At 44.6% G+C, this 19,177-nt stretch carries 17 protein-coding genes; 10 read left to right on the top strand and 7 right to left on the bottom strand.

The annotated features are described in order from the left end of the window. Nucleotides 1-19: 19 nt before the first annotated feature. Nucleotides 20-988: a DUF4351 domain-containing protein gene (locus tag H6F74_RS10820; protein WP_190440503.1), complete on the top strand. Its 969-nt coding sequence runs from the start codon at nucleotides 20-22 to the stop codon at nucleotides 986-988. Between the two features lie 75 nt (nucleotides 989-1,063). On the opposite strand, the gene H6F74_RS10815 is transcribed toward H6F74_RS10820, so the two are convergent. The 3 genes from H6F74_RS10815 to H6F74_RS10805 form a co-directional block, all read right to left on the bottom strand. Beyond that, nucleotides 1,064-2,608, bottom strand: coding sequence for a DICT sensory domain-containing protein (locus tag H6F74_RS10815; RefSeq protein WP_190440500.1), 1,545 nt, complete (start codon nucleotides 2,606-2,608; stop codon nucleotides 1,064-1,066). Then, nucleotides 2,605-4,107: a UDP-N-acetylmuramoyl-L-alanyl-D-glutamate--2,6-diaminopimelate ligase gene (locus H6F74_RS10810; RefSeq protein WP_190440497.1), complete on the bottom strand. Its 1,503-nt coding sequence runs from the start codon at nucleotides 4,105-4,107 to the stop codon at nucleotides 2,605-2,607. Before H6F74_RS10810 ends, H6F74_RS10815 begins: the two co-directional genes overlap by 4 nt. Before the next feature lie 78 nt (nucleotides 4,108-4,185). Beyond that, the gene (locus H6F74_RS10805) at nucleotides 4,186-4,470 is read right to left on the bottom strand and encodes a glutaredoxin family protein (protein WP_190440493.1); all 285 of its coding nucleotides are present in this window, start codon (nucleotides 4,468-4,470) and stop codon (nucleotides 4,186-4,188) included. A 144-nt stretch (nucleotides 4,471-4,614) separates the two neighbouring features. Here H6F74_RS10805 and cysH point away from each other — a divergent pair, with 144 nt between their 5' ends. Together cysH and H6F74_RS10795 are read left to right on the top strand one after the other, a co-directional pair. Next, on the top strand, nucleotides 4,615-5,346 hold the full coding sequence (cysH, locus tag H6F74_RS10800) for a phosphoadenosine phosphosulfate reductase (RefSeq protein ID WP_190440490.1): 732 nt from the start codon (nucleotides 4,615-4,617) through the stop codon (nucleotides 5,344-5,346). Nucleotides 5,347-5,470: 124 nt separating this feature from the next. Then, complete coding sequence (locus H6F74_RS10795; protein ID WP_190440487.1) at nucleotides 5,471-6,790, top strand: exonuclease SbcCD subunit D; 1,320 nt, start codon at nucleotides 5,471-5,473, stop codon at nucleotides 6,788-6,790. Between the two features lie 116 nt (nucleotides 6,791-6,906). Here H6F74_RS10795 and H6F74_RS10790 read toward each other — a convergent pair whose 3' ends face one another. Both H6F74_RS10790 and H6F74_RS10785 read right to left on the bottom strand, forming a co-directional pair. Next, a complete protein-coding gene (locus H6F74_RS10790; RefSeq protein WP_190440482.1) occupies nucleotides 6,907-7,743 on the bottom strand; it encodes a DUF1350 family protein in 837 nt (278 codons plus the stop codon). Nucleotides 7,744-8,047: 304 nt separating this feature from the next. Then, complete coding sequence (locus H6F74_RS10785; RefSeq protein WP_190440479.1) at nucleotides 8,048-8,638, bottom strand: hypothetical protein; 591 nt, start codon at nucleotides 8,636-8,638, stop codon at nucleotides 8,048-8,050. Nucleotides 8,639-9,158: 520 nt separating this feature from the next. Between H6F74_RS10785 and H6F74_RS10780 the strand changes: the two genes are divergently transcribed. Together H6F74_RS10780 and recJ are read left to right on the top strand one after the other, a co-directional pair. Then, complete coding sequence (locus H6F74_RS10780; RefSeq protein ID WP_190440477.1) at nucleotides 9,159-9,587, top strand: hypothetical protein; 429 nt, start codon at nucleotides 9,159-9,161, stop codon at nucleotides 9,585-9,587. Nucleotides 9,588-9,637: 50 nt separating this feature from the next. Then, nucleotides 9,638-11,725, top strand: a complete 2,088-nt coding sequence (recJ, locus tag H6F74_RS10775) for a single-stranded-DNA-specific exonuclease RecJ (RefSeq protein ID WP_190440474.1) — start codon at nucleotides 9,638-9,640, stop codon at nucleotides 11,723-11,725. Nucleotides 11,726-11,874: 149 nt separating this feature from the next. Here recJ and H6F74_RS10770 read toward each other — a convergent pair whose 3' ends face one another. Further along, nucleotides 11,875-12,003, bottom strand: a complete 129-nt coding sequence (locus tag H6F74_RS10770) for a photosystem II reaction center protein Ycf12 (RefSeq protein WP_190428266.1) — start codon at nucleotides 12,001-12,003, stop codon at nucleotides 11,875-11,877. Between the two features lie 218 nt (nucleotides 12,004-12,221). On the opposite strand from H6F74_RS10770, the gene H6F74_RS10765 reads away from it, so the two are divergent. The 5 genes from H6F74_RS10765 to H6F74_RS10745 all read left to right on the top strand — a co-directional run bounded on the left by H6F74_RS10765 (nucleotide 12,222) and on the right by H6F74_RS10745 (nucleotide 15,251). Continuing rightward, entirely contained in the window at nucleotides 12,222-12,572 is a 351-nt protein-coding gene (locus H6F74_RS10765) for a YkgJ family cysteine cluster protein (protein WP_190440471.1), read from the top strand. 95 nt (nucleotides 12,573-12,667) lie between these two features. Next, nucleotides 12,668-13,063: a TMEM165/GDT1 family protein gene (locus H6F74_RS29280; protein ID WP_190440468.1), complete on the top strand. Its 396-nt coding sequence runs from the start codon at nucleotides 12,668-12,670 to the stop codon at nucleotides 13,061-13,063. Nucleotides 13,064-13,124: 61 nt separating this feature from the next. After that, the gene (locus H6F74_RS10755) at nucleotides 13,125-13,427 is read left to right on the top strand and encodes a TMEM165/GDT1 family protein (RefSeq protein ID WP_190440464.1); all 303 of its coding nucleotides are present in this window, start codon (nucleotides 13,125-13,127) and stop codon (nucleotides 13,425-13,427) included. 132 nt (nucleotides 13,428-13,559) lie between these two features. After that, on the top strand, nucleotides 13,560-14,744 hold the full coding sequence (locus H6F74_RS10750; RefSeq protein WP_190440462.1) for a serine/threonine-protein kinase: 1,185 nt from the start codon (nucleotides 13,560-13,562) through the stop codon (nucleotides 14,742-14,744). A gap of 93 nt (nucleotides 14,745-14,837) precedes the next feature. Beyond that, nucleotides 14,838-15,251, top strand: a complete 414-nt coding sequence (locus tag H6F74_RS10745; protein ID WP_190440459.1) for a hypothetical protein — start codon at nucleotides 14,838-14,840, stop codon at nucleotides 15,249-15,251. 52 nt (nucleotides 15,252-15,303) lie between these two features. Here H6F74_RS10745 and H6F74_RS10740 read toward each other — a convergent pair whose 3' ends face one another. Beyond that, entirely contained in the window at nucleotides 15,304-19,017 is a 3,714-nt protein-coding gene (locus H6F74_RS10740; RefSeq protein ID WP_190440456.1) for a DNA polymerase III subunit alpha, read from the bottom strand. Nucleotides 19,018-19,177: the final 160 nt, after the last annotated feature.

Raw genomic sequence — 19,177 nt, 5'->3', positions numbered from 1 at the left:
TTTATCCAAGCATCTGCTAATGTCCGCGTCTCGCTCAGACCAAGATTCGCCCTGGAAAGACATTTTACGCCAGTATTTCCCAGAAGCGATAGCGTTTTTCTTTCCAGAAACATCGGCACAAATTGATTGGAGCCAACCACACGAGTTTCTAGATAAAGAATTCCAACAGATTGCACCGAATGCGGAAATCGGGAAACGTTACGCCGACCAATTGGTGAAAGTTTGGCTAAAACAGGGTCAACAATTGTGGCTACTTGTACATATAGAGATCCAAGCCAAACCAGAAACTAATTTTGCCGAACGAATGCTGGTCTATCACCTGCGGATTTTCGATAGGTTTCACAGCCATGCTACGAGTTTAGCGATTTTGTGCGATCGCAATGCCAACTGGCGACCGAATCAGTATCGTTTCAGCAGCCCCGATACAGAACTGACATTTCGGTTTGGGATGGTAAAGTTGCTAGATTACCGCTCGCGCAATGCCGAACTAGAACAAAGCCGCAATCCCTTTGCTGTTGTCGTGATGGCGCACATTCAAGCCCAGGAAACGCAACGCGACTCGCAAGACCGTAAGGATAGGAAATTAAGCCTGATTCGGCGGCTGTATGAGGAAGGCTACGAGCGGCGGGAGATTGTCAACCTGTTTCGCTTTGTTGATTGGGTTATGATTTTGCCCAAGGGGTTAGAGAGCCAATTTTGGCAAGAATTGAAGGTTTACGAGGAGGAAAGACGGATGCCCTACATTACCAGTGTTGAGCGAATCGGGTTTGAACGGGGGATTGAACAGGGGATTGAACAGGGCGCTCAACGGGAAGCCCGTTCGCTCATCCTGCGCCTACTCACCCGCAAAGTTGGAGAGTTACCTCAACAGGTGCAATCGCAGATCGATGAGTTGTTGATTACACAACTGGAGATGCTGGGAGAAGCTCTGCTGGATTTCTCCAGCCTATCTGATTTGGAAGGATGGTTGGCACAGCAGGAGCAGTAGGCGATAGATTGGGAAAGACAACTCGGAGTTGCTGGGAGTCAAGCGCCCAAGGGCAATTAAGAGTGCAACCCCTTCTTAATTTGCTATAGGTAACAGCACTTTGAAAGTGGAACCTTGACCTAATCTGCTAGTTACTGAAATAGAACCGCCGCAACGCAAAAGTAATTGCTGCACAATTGTTAAACCTAATCCAGCACCGACAACTTCTTCACCCCCAGCTGGGCGGCCGCGATAAAAACGGTCAAAAATTTTAGGTAATTCATTGGGAGCGATGCCAATTCCGGTGTCTCGAAATTCTAGCTGCACGTATTCCCCTTGTTGCTTGGATCGTACCAAAACCTGACCGCCAGTGGGAGTAAATTTGATGCTGTTGTGTAGGAGATTAATTACTATCTGCCGCAACCATGATTCTAAACAAGAGACAGTTGGAAGGTTAGTGCTGATGGTATAACCTAACTGGATACCTTTTTCTTGAGCGAGAGGCTGATAGGTGCTGACAACACCTGGGACAATTTCTGCTAAATGCACAGGTGGCGGATTGATTGGTATGGTGGTGCTGTCTAGCTGTACCAGTTCCATTAAACCGCTCATTAGAGAAGTCTGGCGATCGCATTCTGTATGCAACAGCCGCATATAGCGTTGGCGTTGCGCTGGTTTGAGATTCGGCGATTCTAGCAGCTTCAGGGCGGTTTTCATGTTCGTTAGCGGTGTCCGCAGTTCCAACAGCGAATTACTCAGCAACTCGTTTTTAAACAGCAAGTCGTCAAGCAGGGATTCGTTTTGCCGCTGTAGGGCTGCTGTTTGTGCTGTTGTTCCGTCACTGGTGCTATTCAAGCGATGGCTCTGCTGTTGCTTTCCTTGGGTTTCTAACAGGTGGATGAGTATAGACGCGATCGCTTTAGTCTGGACAAAATCATTATTTTGTGGTATACTTACCAGCTTTTTGTCTAAACAAGATAAATTTTCTTGGTTGGGAGCGATCGCGTTTCCTATCCCCTGCAAAAGCTGCTGAATCACAGGGAAGTCAAAACTGCAAATAGCTTGCAGTCCCCTTTTTTCTGTAGTGACTTGACTAATATGAAATGCCAGCAGCTCGTCGGAGTCCTCAAAGGATAACCCTTGCTGAATATCGACAAGCTCCATCGATTTTCCAGGCGCTAAATCTTTATCTGTAGGGATTTTCTGGATTTCCTGCTTGCTTCGGTGGGGACGATGCGCCAGAATCAAGCCAACAAACTTCTCAGATAAGACTAAGACAAAATACTCCCTTAAAATCGGACTTTCCGGTGCCAGATAAATTGGAATAATTCGCGAGTCGCCCGAATCTTTGGGATTTGATTGAGGAGTGGGAAGTGGCTTGTCCCCAGTCCCCAACTGCTTGCATAGATAAATCGTGTGCGGGACACTCATCCGTTGATGATAGGAATCTATCTCCTCCTGCCACACTTGACCAGGCGGCAGCTTCACCAAGATAGTAGCTGGTAGCTCTTGCTCAATCAGTGTATCCAAGAGCGCCTGTGAAAAAGACGTGAGAGTAGCAGCAGTGACGGAAAGAGGCTGAACAGCTAGCTCTAAAGCTAGCTGGTAGAGAGATCCATCTGGAGCGGGTTGCAGATTCATCCTTTATCCTTTAATTTCATCCTTGCTTCTAAGGCATCTCGTGCTTGTTCCCGATCGTCAAAGTGGATTTTTTCTGTTCCTAAAATTTGGTAATCTTCGTGACCTTTGCCAGCGATTAGGATACCATCGCCAGAATCGGCATTTAAAATAGCGGTGCGAATAGCAACAGCGCGATCGCTAATTACCATCGGTTGAACTGTTGACGGTATCCCTTCTAAAATATCTTGCAAAATCCGTTCTGGATCTTCCGTGCGCGGATTATCTGATGTAACTACTGCTAGTTCGGCTAGTTGCGCCCCAATTTTACCCATTTTCGGGCGCTTCGTGCGATCGCGATCGCCTCCACAACCAAACACGCAAATCATCTTTCCGGGAATAAACGGACGCGACGCTTTCAGCAAATTCTCCAAACTATCCGGCGTGTGAGCATAATCCACAATTACACTAATATCCTGAAGAGGACTAATTTGCACTCGCTCCATCCGTCCTGGCACCCCTGAAAATAAAGGTAGCGAGTCAGCGATAACCTGCAAATCTACGCCCAAATGTAAAACCGCACCCACGGCGGCGAGTAAATTTTCTAAATTGTACTGACCTACCAGCGGCGAACGGAAGGAAGTATCACCTTTTGGCGTATGCAACATTCCGCTGATACCAGTTGGACTGTAATCTAAATCTGACATCCACAGATCGGCTGTTGTATCGTGGACGCTATAGCGCCACGCTTGCTCAGAGTTTAACCCTTCAATCAACCGCTTACCATAGGCATCGTCAGAATTTATCACCGCCCGACCTTTGAGATATTCTGGGCTAAACAGCAGAGCTTTTGCTGCAAAGTAATCTTCCATATCGCGGTGATAATCTAAGTGATCCTGAGTGAGATTGGTAAACACCGCCACCTCAAACGGACAACCATAAACTCGCCCTTGCGCCAAAGCGTGAGAACTGACTTCCATCACCCCCATCTGAGACCCTGCTGCTACTGCCGCCGCCAGTTGTTCTTGCAATTCGAGGGCGAAAGGGGTTGTGTGGGCGGCGGTTTGTTTAAAGCCATTCCAGCGAGCGTACAGCGTACCAAAAAGTGCTGCGGGTAACTGACTTTGAGTTAGGAAAAATTCTATTAAATGAGTAGTAGTGGTTTTGCCATTCGTGCCAGTAACGCCAATCAGTTTCATCTGCTGGGCTGGGTAGCCGTAGAAGGCAGCTGCTACTTGGGCGCAGGCTTGCGTCATGTCTGCGACTGGGATAATGCAGACATCCTCTGTTGGCGGTTGTTTTTCGGCAGCTTGGGGAGAGATCAGGGCAGCGACAGCACCGGATGCGATCGCGCTAGACCAAAATTCTCCCCCATCCACTCGCGTTCCTGGCATCCCAATAAATAAATCTCCTGGCTGGCAAGCATGAGAATTCGTCGTTAACCGCTTGACTTCTGATTCTAAAGCTGCATGGCTGGATGTTGGTATGCCGGGAACCGCTGCCAATAACTCTCGCAATTTCATCTGTTGTAGCTCCTCACACATTGGTCTGTGGTCGTTGGCTAATAGCTTTTTAACACTATGGCAATTAGCCATTAGCTATTAGCATTTATCTTCTTCGGGTAAATATTTGTGTAACATTTGTTCCAACTGGCGCACTGTAGCGCGGGGAGAAGGACGGGGTAACTGTTCTTCTACTTGTTCTGTACGCTCTTGGCGCACCCTAAACAGGACTGGAATTTCATATTGAAACGTTTGGAACCAGTCCTCGCGGGTAGTAATATCTCTAATCTCCAGTTCCAAACTGGGGTTTGAAATTTCTAAGAGCTTTTCATGCAAACCCTCGCACAAGTGGCAACCCGGCTTGCTGTATAGTATTAACCGCATTCTGGTTCTCTCTCAAATTCGATCAACTGCTGGAAGTTATGCAAATTTGACATTGATATTCCCATTACCCGGTAGGGTTATGTGTATTTATAGGATAAAATCATCATTAGTTAAAAATTATCAAGAAACAAGTAGAAACTTACCATGACCTATAGCACCACAGCTAATGTCAGCATCTCTTCTTTTGACCTAGACGAACTCAACCAAAGGTTTGATAAAGCTCATCCCAGAGAGATCCTGGCATGGTGCGTCAACAATATCCCCACTGGACTGGTACAAACCAGCGCCTTTAATATTGATGACTTGGTAATGACAGATATTCTCTACCGCGACTTGAAACCAGAAAACCCAGTTCCGGTATTGTTTTTAGACACGCTGTACCACTTCCCCCAAACCCTGGAACTCGTGGCACAAGCAAAAGAACTTTACAATTTAAACCTGAAAACCTACAAGATTCGAGAGGTAGATTCTCGCGAAGCTTTTGCAGAACGTTATGGTGAAGCACTGTGGGATAAAGATATTACCCAATTCCACCACCTCACCAAAATCGAACCTTTGCAACGCGGTCTATCGGAATTAAACACCGTCGCTTGGATTACCGGCCGTCGCCGCGACCAAGCTGCAACTCGCGCTGATATGCCTGTGTTGGAACTGGATTCTCAGCAACGCCTCAAAGTCAATCCTCTAGCTAGCTGGACGCGGAAGCAAAGCTGGGCTTATGCGGCTGAGCATAAAATGATTTACAATCCCTTGCATGACCAAGGATATCCCAGCATCGGCGACGAACCTATTACCACCCAAGTAGCCGAAGGTGAAGACGAACGTGCTGGTCGCTGGCGCGGTATGGGTAAAACCGAGTGCGGGATTCACATTTAAAATAGGGACTGGGGGCTGGGGGCTGGGGACTAGGTAAGAAAGAGTTTTCCCCAATCCCCAATTCCCAATCCCCAATCCCCAATCCCCAATCCCCAATCCCCAATCCCCAATCCCCAATCCCCAAATGATTAAAATCCTCCACCTATCCGATATCCATATGGGGAGTGGCTTCACCCACGGCCGGACTAATCCGGAAACGGGTTTAAATACACGGTTGGAGGATTTTGTCAATACTTTATCTAGATGTATTGACAGCGCGATCGCTCTCCCCGTCGATTTAGTTCTGTTCGGTGGCGATGCCTTTCCCGATGCCACACCGCCGCCCTACGTGCAGGAAGCTTTTGCCAGTCAGTTTCGCCGCTTAGTTGATGCCCAGATTCCCACAGTTTTGTTAGTAGGGAATCATGACCAACATTCCCAAGGTCAGGGAGGCGCGAGTCTGTGCATTTATCGGACACTGGGAGTTCCAGGGTTTGTAGTTGGGGACACAATTAAAACCCACCGTATCGAAACCAAGAGCGGCCCAGTCCAAGTTATGACCCTTCCTTGGCTGACCCGTTCCACCCTGCTGACACGCCCGGAAACAGAAGACCTTTCCCTTTCCGAAGTCAACGAATTATTAATTAAGCGTCTAGAACCTCGTCTGGAAGGAGAAATCCGACGGTTAGACCCAGAAGTACCAACGGTTCTCTTGGCGCACCTGATGGCAGACCGCGCTAACTTAGGCGCAGAGCGCTTCTTAGCTGTCGGCAAAGGCTTCACTCTCCCCTTGTCGTTGCTAACTCGTCCCTGCTTTGACTACGTTGCCTTGGGACACGTCCACAAACACCAAAATCTTAATAAATCTAACGATCCGCCAGTCGTTTACCCAGGTAGCATTGAGCGGGTAGATTTCAGCGAAGAGAAAGAAGACAAAGGCTACGTGATGCTTCAGCTGGAACGAGGTAGGGCGCAGTGGGAATTTTGCCCTCTGAGTGTGCGTAGCTTCATCACCATTGAAGTAGATGTGTCTGATGCAACTGAACCGCAAGCAGCTATATTAAAAGCGATCGCAAAGAAAAATATCCACGAAGCCGTAGTGCGGCTAATTTATAAACTGCGTTCCGAACAGCTGGATTTGATTGATAATACTACGCTACACAGCTCCTTAAGTGAAGCTCACAGTTACACAATTCAAGCTGAATTGGTAAGTCAGCTGGCGCGTCCTCGCTTACCGGAACTTGGTTCAAGTGCCAGCATCGACCCAATGGAAGCACTGAAGACTTATTTAGCTAATCGCGAAGACCTCAAGGACATCGCCGCGCAGATGCTGGAGGAAGCTGAAAAGTTACTCGCCGCTGAGGAAGAGGTTTGGTTGGAGTCAATTGCATCATCAAAGGAAGATAATAATCAGCCAAGTCCGATGGTGGTGGGGAACACAGATAATCAGCTCAATTTGCTCTAGAAGTTAGGCGCGAAGGCACCGAAATCAATCAGGGGTCTTTGTTTGTGAAGTGGACTATGGGCGGGTGTAGGCTACAAAAGCTTGGATACACCCGTTTCCATGTTTCCCACCTTAGATTAAGCAAAAGCTAGCAATGTAGTTGGTTCGGGTGTTAGCCGTTGGGCTAATTCTGCTAAAAATTGGATGGCAAGAGGCTCTAGTTGTCTCTTTTCAATTGATTCCAAAATGCCGTCAAAAGGATTAGTATCAACCAGAGAATCGCCTAACATAATGCCTATCGGTTCTCTATGTCCACCTGGTATTTCCTTCCTCAGCAGAGGCTTATTCCTTTTATACTCTAGCTCATTAATAAACCAGGCAACGTCACTTTTATCAATTGGCTCGTCTTTGGTTCCAGCAATTGTATCTTTATCAAAAGAAATTAGTGCGGTTAGATTAAATAAACCACTATTTCCGATCAAGTCTTGAGTTTCTTTTTTGGTTGGGCGTACACCAATCCCCCAAGAGTCTAATAAAGGGGCTAAACCTGGAATTGGCACAGCATCTTTGGTGTCGGAAATATCGGGTGCAATTAATAAAGAAGGTTCATTAATGATGCTTTTTTTACCTTGCGCGATCGCTTGTCCTGAATATGCTTCTAGCAAGGCGATATATTTACAGCCCAGGCTATGACCAACCCAAAAATGTTTTAATGTTTCTGGATAGCCTAGTGCTTGGCGAATTCTATCTCTTTCATCGAGCAATCCTTTAGCAATTTCTCCGTGATTTAAACCAAACTGAAAAGGTACAGCAATGATGGTATAACCTGCCTCGAATAAACTTCGCAAGAAATACCGATAAGAAAAAGTTGGTAGAGTACCGTATAAAGCTCCGCCAATAAATTGAACAACACCAATTGGATTGGCATTTTCTGCAACCCAACTATGGGAAATCGGTTTAAATTGTATACTCATGTTTTCTAATTTTGTAATGCTGTTTTTAGAAAAGTGAAACCCCAGCTATAGTTGTAGTCTGGGTTGAGTGAAAGTGAAACCAAACAAACTCTTAATATGGTCGGGTTTAGTTTTCTAATGCTATTGGCTCTAGTCCCTTAAAACCTCTCTCCTATTAGGGTAGGAGCTTTTAATTTTCTCTTATCTATTAAAGAAGGGAGCTAAGTTGTTAGGTTTTAAGGGCTTCGCCAACAGTATCCGTTGTCTCAACTAAACCTACTGTTAAAGCTCATTAATAAGCTTTAACAAAATTACCTACTCTATGTCAATCTTCGGAGTTAGGCTTCTCTTTTTCTAGCTTGAAAAGAGAATTACCATTAGCGGTAGGCAAAGTGTAGACGATTTGATCTAGCTGAGGGTCTTCAACTGTTAAATCTTTAAAGAATGTCCCTCGGTGTTCAGGTGTTAACAGAAGCCTTGCAGATTTAGCTTCGGAGAGCGAAGACATAAAGATTTCCACATAACCACGAACTTCAAAGTCCGCAGTATCCAGTAAAGTTTTGCCTTTTTGGTCAGTTTTCAAAATATCGGGCTGCAAAATGAACAAACCCGTGTCATTAGCAGGAAGCTTTACGGTAAATCTTGCCTTATTGGCGGCTATATCTGGAATGAGATCGCCCGGAATATTTTGCCCAGTTACATCCAGAAAAACGAAAGTTTTCTCAATATCCACAAACGGTGTAACCGATGTAAACACAAGAGACACTATGACAGTTGAGCTTGTCGTATTGGCAAGTGTTAGGAAATAACCTTGAATGGCTGTACGGCTCAGCTTGGCGAAGGACTCTGGTGGAGGTGGAACCAGATTCTTTGGCAATTGTGACTTAACTAAAAGTTCAAAGGTTGAAACTAGCATGAAGTTTTAATTGGGGTTAATTTTCTGTTTATTTACTGAGATGAAGCTTTTGTTTGTGTATCTGGAAGTTTTTCCATTGCTTGTGAAAATTTCTGAAATTTCAGATTTGTTTCACCGCTTCATCTTGGTAACTTCTCTATAGTTCTAACTTTTGGTTTAAGGTAATTAGCAGTCGCTTTTTCTGGTGAAACACATCTTTGGTAGCTTAGTTGAGTGTCACTCAAATGTGCGACTTGCACTTTCCTGAATTTATGTATATCAATTCAAGGCTTGGATGCGTTACATCTGTACAGACATGGCATTGCTGTGTCCCTAGCAAGGTCGAGGGAAGGTCAGAATTGCCATATACTCGACCCAGCTGAGAAACGCTATATATCAAGCCTGATTAAGATATTTGCCTGTCACACAACCGCAATTTCCGCACTTTGTAGGAAATGCGGTTACATACAAAAAAAATGTATTTACTGATGCAGACAGACGCGACGCGAGATAGTATGGAGTGTGTAAAATTTAAGTTTTCATGTCTAAACTTCTACCTACACTCGTCTTAGTTGCAGCTAGTCTACTGCTTGGGAATGCAGGACAAATCAACCCAGTAGCAGCCGGAACCTGTGCTGATAAATGTCCGCCGCCGCCGATTCAGTTCATACCGGGACAACGTATTACCTTTGAAGTGGTTAATCTAACATCAAGTTTGGTTCAGATGCAGAGGGTGTTGGGGACTGACCCGATTCCTCTTAATCCCGGGCAAGCGGTATCTTTTGCTAGGGGAGGTAGTACCGACCCAAATTTATCAGTTTTGTTGTGGGATGCTACTGGTTTGCCATTGCGGGTCAACATTGGGAAACCGAATGCGAGAACTTTGCGGATAGAAGTGCGTCCCGGTGGTCGTCCTCCAGGCGATCGCACAGTTTATCTTAAAGACGACGGTCGGGTTGCGGTTTTTTAGCTCAAAGCTGATAGGATGGCCACACCCGGATTGCTTAAATTAAGACACCTGTGCAAGAGCGACCATCACCAGATCCATCCTCTCGTTCTCACCGATTGCCTAATCATCGGTGGCAAATATTTCCCAGCATTGAAGCACAAGCTGAAAAATTGGCGCAAGCAACGGGACTTTCACCTTTGTTGGGTCAGGTGCTGATCAATCGGGGTATGGAAACGTACCAAGAGGTGCAAGCATTTCTGGAACCAGAATCGCAGGTTTTGCCTTCACCATTGGAGGATTTTCCAGATTTAGCAATTAGTGTGGAATTGTTGAAAGATGCGATCGCATCCAGTGAAAAAATTGCTATTTGTGGTGACTACGATGCTGATGGCATGACTAGCACTGCTTTGTTACTCAGGGCGCTGCGGTGGTTAGGCGCACAGGTAGATTATGCCATTCCTAGCCGCATGAGTGAAGGCTACGGCATTAATCGCCGGATTGTAGAAGAATTTCACCGAGAAGGTGTTGGGTTAATTTTAACTGTAGATAATGGCATTTCAGCGTTTGACCCTATTGATAGAGCGCGACAACTGGGTGTAAAAGTCATTGTCACCGACCATCACGACATCCCAGAAAAACTGCCACCAGCTGATGCCATCCTCAACCCGAAACTAATTGCCGAATCTTCGCCTTATCGGGGTGTTGCTGGTGTTGGAGTTGCCTATATTTTGGCAGTAACGCTTGCTCAACAACTGGGTCAAGCTAAAGGCTTAGTGAAGCCACTTTTAGAACTATTTACTCTAGGAACCATTGCCGACTTAGCACCTTTAACTGGTGTTAATCGTCGCTGGGTAAAGCGAGGTTTGCAACAGTTGCCGCATTCGCAACTAGCAGGGGTTCAAGCATTGATTCAAATGTCTGGGGTACAGCAGGGAACGGAAAACAGCGAACCAGAAAATCCAAAATCTGAGCCTCTCCAAAAAAGGGTGGGAATCCAAAATGTAAAATCCCTAAAGCCGGAGGATATTGGTTTTCGCCTTGGCCCCCGAATTAACGCTGTAGGGCGCATTGCTGACCCCCTAACCGTAATTGAGTTGCTGACAACTGATGATATGGGGTTGGCACTGGAAAGGGCGATGCAGTGCGAACAAATTAATAAACTTCGTCAGCAACTATGCGAGGAAATTGAACAAGAAGCTATTGCTTATGTAGAGACATTCCATGCAAGTTCTCTAAAGCAAGATCGGGTTTTGGTTGTTGTTCAACCAGATTGGCATCATGGCGTGATTGGAATTGTTGCTTCCAGGTTAGTTGAACGCTACGGCGTTCCGGTGTTTATCGGGACTTATGAGGATGAGCAACACATTCGGGGTTCAGCGCGGGGAATTCCTGAATTTCATGTGTTTGAAGCTTTGCAGTATTGTCAAGATTTATTGGGTAAATTTGGGGGACACAAGGCAGCTGGCGGCTTTTCTATGCCAGCGGAGAATTTAGAAGCATTTAGAGAACGGTTGTCCATTTTTGCCAACCAATGCCTCAAACCCGAACATTTAAAGCCGTTGCTGAAGATTGATGCCCAGGCTAGCCTGGAGCAAATTAATCTCAGTTTATATCAGCAGATGGATAGTCTTCACCCCTGCGGTATCGAAAACTCCGACCCGATTTTTTGGACTCCAAATGTTAGAGTTGTGGAGCAAAAAATTGTTGGGAAAGGTCACGTTAAACTGACAGTGTTGCAGGATAACCCAGCTTACAAAATTAAAGCGATCGCGTGGCGTTGGGGCGATTACTTTCCTTTGCCGCCGCGAGTCGATATCGCCTACAAATTGAAAGAAAATTTCTGGAATGGCAACACTACAATTGAGCTGGAATTAGTAGGTGTCCGACTTCCCAAAATCTCCTCACTGGCTTCGCCGCAGCCTCAAGCCGAATTTTACTACAACCAACGTCATTACACCTGTAGTCTGAACGAGTCTTTAAAAGAGTTAAAAATTAAAAATAATCAAGGCAAAGTTCTAGCTATTCAGCAAGGACAAAGAACCGGGCTTTTAGGGACAACCGCCGCAGATTCCGCCCAGGTTGATGTTACCGAACCGAAATATTTTCACCTAATTAAGGCGGCTCTCAAAGCTTTGAACCTACCCGGAAGAAGTACATAACTTATCTAAAAAGTCAAGACCTTTAAACACAAAAGACGCTAAGGGATTCACAAAGGAGCGCAAAGTTTTAATCACCCTCTGCGTACCTTTGCGCTTCCCTTAGCGATCCTTTGCGTTTAAGATTCACTTTGGTTACAAACGCTGGGAATTTAGAGGTCGCCGTTGCGAAATGCCAGCACGAAAATGACCGCTGGGCCAGCAAGCATGATTAGTGCCACAAAGGTGAGCTGAGCAATTACTTCCCAGTTGAGGTTGCCTAAAGAGCTGAAAAATTCCATGTTTCCTGCCTTTGATGAGGGTATTTACTACGTATAGATTTAACTGGCAAAGCTGGAAATTTTGCCATCTAATCTTACCTAGCGATCGCTCCTTTATTAAAGCAACTTTACAAAAGTATAAGAAACGAGAGGAATTGCGGGTAGCCGTCTTGAACAGCTGCCAAGGAAAAACCGTTAAGCTCAAGAAACGAGAACTTTTTGAAAGACAGTTTTGAACAATGGCGACTTGGGGCTGTGTTAAGCAATGTGGAGCCTGCTGTCATCTTGACCCAGCAGACCGACCAGACTTGGATGAGTATCTTACCCCAGATGAGTTACAGCTTTATCTGAGCATGGTGGGGGAAGGAGGATGGTGCGTGAATTTTGACCATACGGCGCGAGAATGCCGCATCTATGCAGACCGTCCTCGCTTCTGTCGAGTACAGTCAGATGTTTTCGAGGATTTGTATGGTGTTGAACCAGAGGAGTTGAACGACTTTGCAATTGAATGTTGTCGCGAGCAGATTGAAGGCGTTTATGGCGATCGCTCTTTAGAAATGATCCGCTTTAACAGCGAAGTTGGCTTCTGAGAAGGCTTTGTAATTTAAAAAGCTTGATATTCCGACACACATCTGAGAAAATGAAAAGAATATGAAAACTATGCAGCGTTAAGCAAAACTAAAGAGTGAAACTATCCACATTGCCTCCCAGCTTGCCTACTTTGGAGCGTCCTATTGAACCAGCGAAATCTGCACAAACGCGCCAGTCTTACCAGAAGCCAGCAGCATCTAAGCTGGAAGGTTTACCCTGGAAAGCGTTCAGTTCGACGTTCTTGACAATCTTTTTGGCAGAAATGGGAGACAAAACCCAGATAGCAACTCTGCTGATGAGTGCGGAGTCTCAGTCACCTGGGGTGGTTTTTGCAGGTGCAGCAGCGGCACTTATTGCTACAAGTTTACTAGGAGTATTGTTGGGGCGCGCTCTGGCAAGCAAGTTCTCGCCGAAAACCCTGGATACGGCAGCTGGAGTTTGTTTGCTGTGCGTCTCGGCGATGCTGTGCTGGGATGTAGTGCATTTTTAAAGCTTTTGCGTTCCCAGGCAGATCCTGGTAATGAGGATAAATTAAATAATAAGAAATACTTATGGATTGGCACCTTTTAGGAATTAGTTTTATTACCGTATTTTTGGCAGAGATAGGAGATAAAAGCCAATTTGCAGCGATCGCGCTCTCTGGCAGTTCCAAATCTCCCCGCGCTGTATTTTTTGGGACAGTCACAGCACTGCTGTTGGCTAGTTTACTGGGAGTTCTGGCAGGAGAAGGGGTATCGGTGCTGTTTCCGGCGCGGATTTTGAAAGCGATCGCCGCAATTGGATTTGCCTTGATTGCTGTCCGCCTGCTGTGGCCTGATGCCAATTCGTCAGAAGAATTGGAAGAGACACTATAACAATTGCCATTTTCTTAAACCCGCGTCCGTGGGCTTTGTTTGTGTAGCTTTATTGAGTCTTTTGGGCGCTTTTTTTTACGGGAAAACATAGGGAAGACTTAATATAGAGTCATCCGCTGATTGCTTCTCATTATGAGCTATTGCCTCAATCCAACTTGCCCAAATCCCCAGAATCCCGCTGATACAAAGTTTTGTATCACTTGTGGCACCAAATTGCTGCTCAAAGAGCGCTACCGTGCTATCAAACCAATTGGACAGGGAGGCTTTGGCAGAACTTTTTTGGCAGTGGATGAAGACAAACCCTCAAAACCGCCTTGCGTTATTAAGCAATTTTATCCCCAAGCCCAAGGCACCAGCACCGTTCAAAAGGCAGTTGAGTTATTTAATCAAGAAGCGGTGCGACTGGATGAACTAGGCAAACATCCCCAGATTCCAGAACTGCTGGCATATTTTACCCAAGACGATCGGCAGTATTTGGTGCAAGAATTTATCGATGGGCAAAATTTAGCCGAGGAACTATCAAAGGTCGGTGCATTTAATGAAACTCAGATTCTCCAATTGTTAAACGATCTATTACCTGTGCTGCAATTTGTCCACAATCATCAGGTAATTCATCGCGATATCAAGCCAGAAAATATTATTAGGAGAAGCCGAGACGCACGTCTAGTTATTGTCGATTTTGGTGCTTCTAAATTTGCCACAGGTGCCGCCCTACTGCAAACCGGAACCAGCATTGGCAGCCCCGAATATGTAGCACCAGAACAAGCTAGAGGCAAAGCTACCTTTGTCAGCGATATTTATAGTTTAGGAGTTACCTGCATTCATTTATTAACCCAAATGTCTCCGTTTGACTTATATGATATCAACGAAGATGCCTGGGTGTGGCGACAATTCTTAACTTTTAAAGTTAGCGGTTTTTTAGGTAAAATTCTAGACAAAATGCTGCAAACTGCTGTTAGTCGGCGCTATCAATCAGCAGCAGAAGTGCTTAAAGACTTGAACCAAGAGCAGAAGCAAGCAACAACACCAACAGTTGCGACAGCCGGAAAACCTGTTCATCCACAGCCAGGGACAACGCCCGTTATCAAACCCTCGGCTAGCAAGTCTAAAAGCCTAGTTGATGACGAATTGGCAGAGATGCGATCGCAGTTTCTGGAAGCTGGCACTTCTAAAAACGAAAATCAAAAATCTACTCCCCAAAAAGCCCCATCCCCTAATCCTGCACAATCAAAAAGCCAAGTTGATCTGGAATTGGAAGAATTAAAATCTCAATTTTTAGGCTCTCCAAAACCTAAAAAACCGCCAACTCAGACTTAGCAAAGTTATATTTTGTAAGGTAGACAATGCTTACCATGAAAAATTAACCTTTAGAGGTTATAATACCCTTTTTTGAGTTTTCAGAGAAAGTTAATGAACTTGAAGAATTATCATTGCCAATGGATTGCATCTATAGCGCTTTTAGTCGGTTTAACCCTTTCTAGTTGCACTCAAGAAGCTAACGTACCTGTAACTAATAATTCTCCTAACTCACCGACTCCTGAAACTGCTTCGCCTTCTCCTTCGGTAGATGGAAATACAGCTTCTCCTAATCCATCTGGTAACGCCACATCTGAAAAATTAGGTGTTTCGCCTCAAGGAAATAATTGTCCAAGTAATGCGCCGATTAAGGGAAGGAATACCAAAAAACGAGGTAAAGTCTACACCGGGCCAAAGGCTAAAAATTATGACAAAATCAAGCCCGATATCTGTTTTCCAAGCAGGAAAATAGCGGAGCAAGCTGGCTACAAATCTCCCAAAGAACTGAAGGAGAACGAAGCCAACTAAAATCAATGGAATGCCTCGCTGTTTTATTTCCTCTTGTGCATGAAGAGAAAATTTAATAGTCATAGGAAGAGTATTCTCCACTCGTCACAGCCTTAACGCGGGCAGAAAAACCAGCGGATGTGAGAGCATCGACAGTACGTTTGTGATTTTGCACCCAGAATGCCTGTCCCAGGCGCACAAACTTGCGCTTGTATTCACCCGCCACAATTCCAATCACCGGAACTTTTGCCTTACTCTTGTCGCCTGAATGTTCTTCCAAAAGAATTAGCAGGTGCTTAAGTTTTGCCTCATCGTTAATTCGCTCAGGTGTCAGTTCCACCATCACCAAATGCTCAGCATCAATTCTCACATTATCCTCATTGTGATTCTTTGGTTGTTCTGAAAAAGTTGTTTCCTGGGGTTGGAATTCAGGTTCTTCTACTGGCGGCGGTGTTACTTCCGCTATTACCAATTGCTCTGCTGTAATCAGCTTAACTTCTTCCACAATCACTTGCATCTGATCTTCTCGCCGATCCGCTTTGCCAAAGATAATTAGAGGCGTATCTGTTACTAATAATGAATTGATTATTTCATAAGTTTGGGGAAAGACTACCGCTGAGGTTTGACCTGTTATGTCTTCCATTTGTAGAATCGCCATGCGCTCGTTCTTCTTAGTAGTCACCTGCTTAACTTCTGTGAGCATTACAATAACAGTGACCTTTGACTTCGCCCGCGCATTTTCCAGTTGGCTGAGATTGATAGGAGCAGGATCTAACCCTGCGGCTAATTTTTCTACAGATTTAAGAGGATGGTCAGTAACATAGAAGCCCAGCAGTTGTTTTTCCATCTGCAACTTCTCTGTTTTGGAAAAATCTTTCACTGGGGGCGCTTTGGGAGCAGATTCAAAAGCAGGACTAACGGTGTCTTGAGTTGAGGTCGCCCCTCCAAAAAAGTCAAACAGATTTCCCTGACCGATTTCTCGGTCTTTGGCGCGGGATTGCGCCCAATCTACTACTAAGGGGAGGTCATGGATTAATTGGTTTCGATTGGGTTCGATACTATCAAAAGCGCCACATTGGATCAAAGCTTCCAAGGCGCTCTTTTTGACAGCATGGAGGTTGACGCGATCGCATAAATCAGCCAATGACTTAAAATTTCCCCCCTCATCCCGTTCCGTCAAAATACACTCAATCGCTCCCAAACCTAAATTCTTCACCGCAGACAACCCAAACAAAATCTTTTCTTGCAAAGGCGTAAAATCTACAAGAGAGCGATTAATATCCGGTTGTTCCACCTTAATTCCCATAGCCGAACAGTTAGCAACATATTTCTGTACCTTATCGGTATCGCCACTGTTAGCGGTCAGCAACGCCGCCATATATTCAACCGGATAATTTGCCTTTAAAAAAGCAGTTTGATAAGTAACATAAGCATAAGCAGTTGAATGGGATTTGTTAAAACAGTACTCGGCGAACTTCACCATCTGTTCAAATAAATCTTCAGCCAGTGTGCTTACAATCCCGTTTTTTGTAGCTCCATCAATAAAAAGTTGCCGCTGCTTCTCCATCTCATCAGCTTTTTTCTTACCCATTGCGCGGCGTAATAAGTCAGCTTGGCCTAAAGAATATCCAGCCAAATCTTGAGCCATTTTCATGATTTGCTCCTGATAAACAAGAACACCATAAGTCTCTTCAAGAATTGGTTTTAATAACTGATTTGCATAGACAATTTCTTCTCTTCCATGTTTACGATTAATAAACAAAGGAATTAGTCCAGCGTCTAAGGGTCCCGGTCTATATAGAGCTAGAATTGAGGAAATATCTTCTATGTTCGAGGGTTTCAAGTCGCGCACTATCTGGCGCATTCCCGACGACTCTAGCTGAAAAATACCTTCTAAATCACCTTCTTCTAACTTTTTATAGGTACTATGAACTCCTTTTGGCCGTTTATTAAGTTCGCCTTTTGATAAAATTTTATAAGCTTTTCTTTCCTCAGACGTTACATCATCAGGATCTATAACGATATTTCGGTGCTTCTTAATCAAATCAATCGTATTTTGGATAATCGTTAAGTTTCTCAACCCCAGAAAATCCATTTTTAACAATCCCAGTGATTCCAAATCCTCCATGAAATACTGGGTAATTACAGAGCCGTCATTATTCTTTTGTAGGGGTACAATTTCATCTAGCGCTTGCTTGGAAATAACTACACCAGCGGCGTGTACGCCAAAGGTTTTGTTTGTACCTTCAATCCGCATCGCCATATCAACCCAATGGCGAACTGTTTCGTCTGATAGGTACTTTTCTCTAAACTCTGGTGCGGGTGAATCGTCACCAATCATTACTTTGAGTTTGGTTGGCTTTCCTCGCACCACAGGGATTAATTTCGCCATTTTGTCTGCTTCCCCATAGGGAATATTTAACACTCTGGCGACATCTTTTAAAACTGCTTTAGATGTTAAACGGTTGAAGGTAATAATTTGTGCTACTCGCTCTTTTCCATACTTTTCGGTAACGTATTGAATTACGTCATCCCGCCTTTCAATGCAGAAATCTGTGTCAATATCAGGCATAGATTTCCGTTCTGGATTTAGAAATCGCTCGAATAGCAGCCCATGATGTACTGGGTCAATATTAGTAATTTTTAAGGCGTAAGCTACGAGAGAACCAGCAGCAGAACCACGTCCTGGCCCTACGGGAATGCCATGATCTCTGGCGTATTTAATGTAATCCCAAACTACTAAAAAGTAAGTAGAGAAACCCATCTGCTGAATCATTTTTAATTCATAATCCAGCCGTTCTCGATAAACTGAACCAAGGTCTAAATAAGAACGAACTTTAAATCTTTCTCGCAGTCCTTCTCTGGCAGTTTCTTCTAAGTAGGTGTCAATTGTGTAACCTGATGGAATAGGATAGTCAGGAAGGCGTGGCTCGTCGAAAATTTTGTATTGCTGGATCTTATCAGCGACTTCCAGGGTATTTGCGATCGCTTCCTCAATTACATCATCCGGTAGATGATCTCGAAATAGTTGTTTCATCTCTTCAGCAGACTTAAGATACTCAGTCCCGCTGTAGCGCATCCGATTGTCTTCGGAAATTAATTTCCCCGTCTGAATACATAACAGCGCGTCGTGCGCTTCTACGTCGTTGCAGGAGATAAAATGCGAATCATTCGTAGCAATAATTTTAATGTCTAGTTCCCGTGCAATTTTGACAATTTCAACGTTAACAAGTCGGTCTTCCTGAGAACCGTGATCTTGAATTTCTAAATAAAAGTCTTCGCCAAAAACATCTTTGTACTCTTTAGCAACTCGGCGAGCGATATCTGGCTTCTCTTGGAGAATTGCTTGGGGAATTTCGCCGCCTAAACAAGCGCTGGTGACAATTAAACCTTCCCGATACTCTTTTAAAAGTTCTTTGTTAACGCAAGGACGCGAAAATATTCCTTTGCCTTGAACGCCTTCTAAATGAGAAATTGTTGTTAATTTAACTAAGTTTTTGTAGCCTTGAGTATTTTTAGCTAATACGACTTGGTGATATTTTTTTCTACCTCGCCTTTGTTCTTTAATGTCGCCATTTACTACATACATTTCATTGCCAATAATTGGCTTAATTGTTTTACCGCGACAAACTTTTATTAGTTCAATTGCGCCATACATAACGCCGTGATCAGTAAGAGCGATCGCAGGCATTCCCAATTTTATTGCTTGATTTACCAATTCGGGTAACTGACTAGCACCATCAAGCAAACTGTAATCGCTGTGAATATGTAAACCTACGAAAGACATATTATTTTACTAATTACTAATTGGTTTCCTTTTTCCCAGGCTGAGGTTGGGAATGATTACAGGAAGCAGAGCCTCTTGTAATCGTCTATTTACAATAAGGATGGGTTCTTATTTCTAACTTGTTTATACTTCGAGCGAGAGCCTCTAGAATTGCGTTCCC

Source organism: Trichocoleus sp. FACHB-90 (assembly GCF_014695505.1).
Taxonomy (GTDB): Bacteria; Cyanobacteriota; Cyanobacteriia; order Cyanobacteriales; family FACHB-T130; genus Funiculus; species Funiculus sociatus.
The sequence above is the reverse complement of the archived record's forward strand: the minus strand, read 5'-3'. Positions and strand labels throughout refer to the sequence as shown.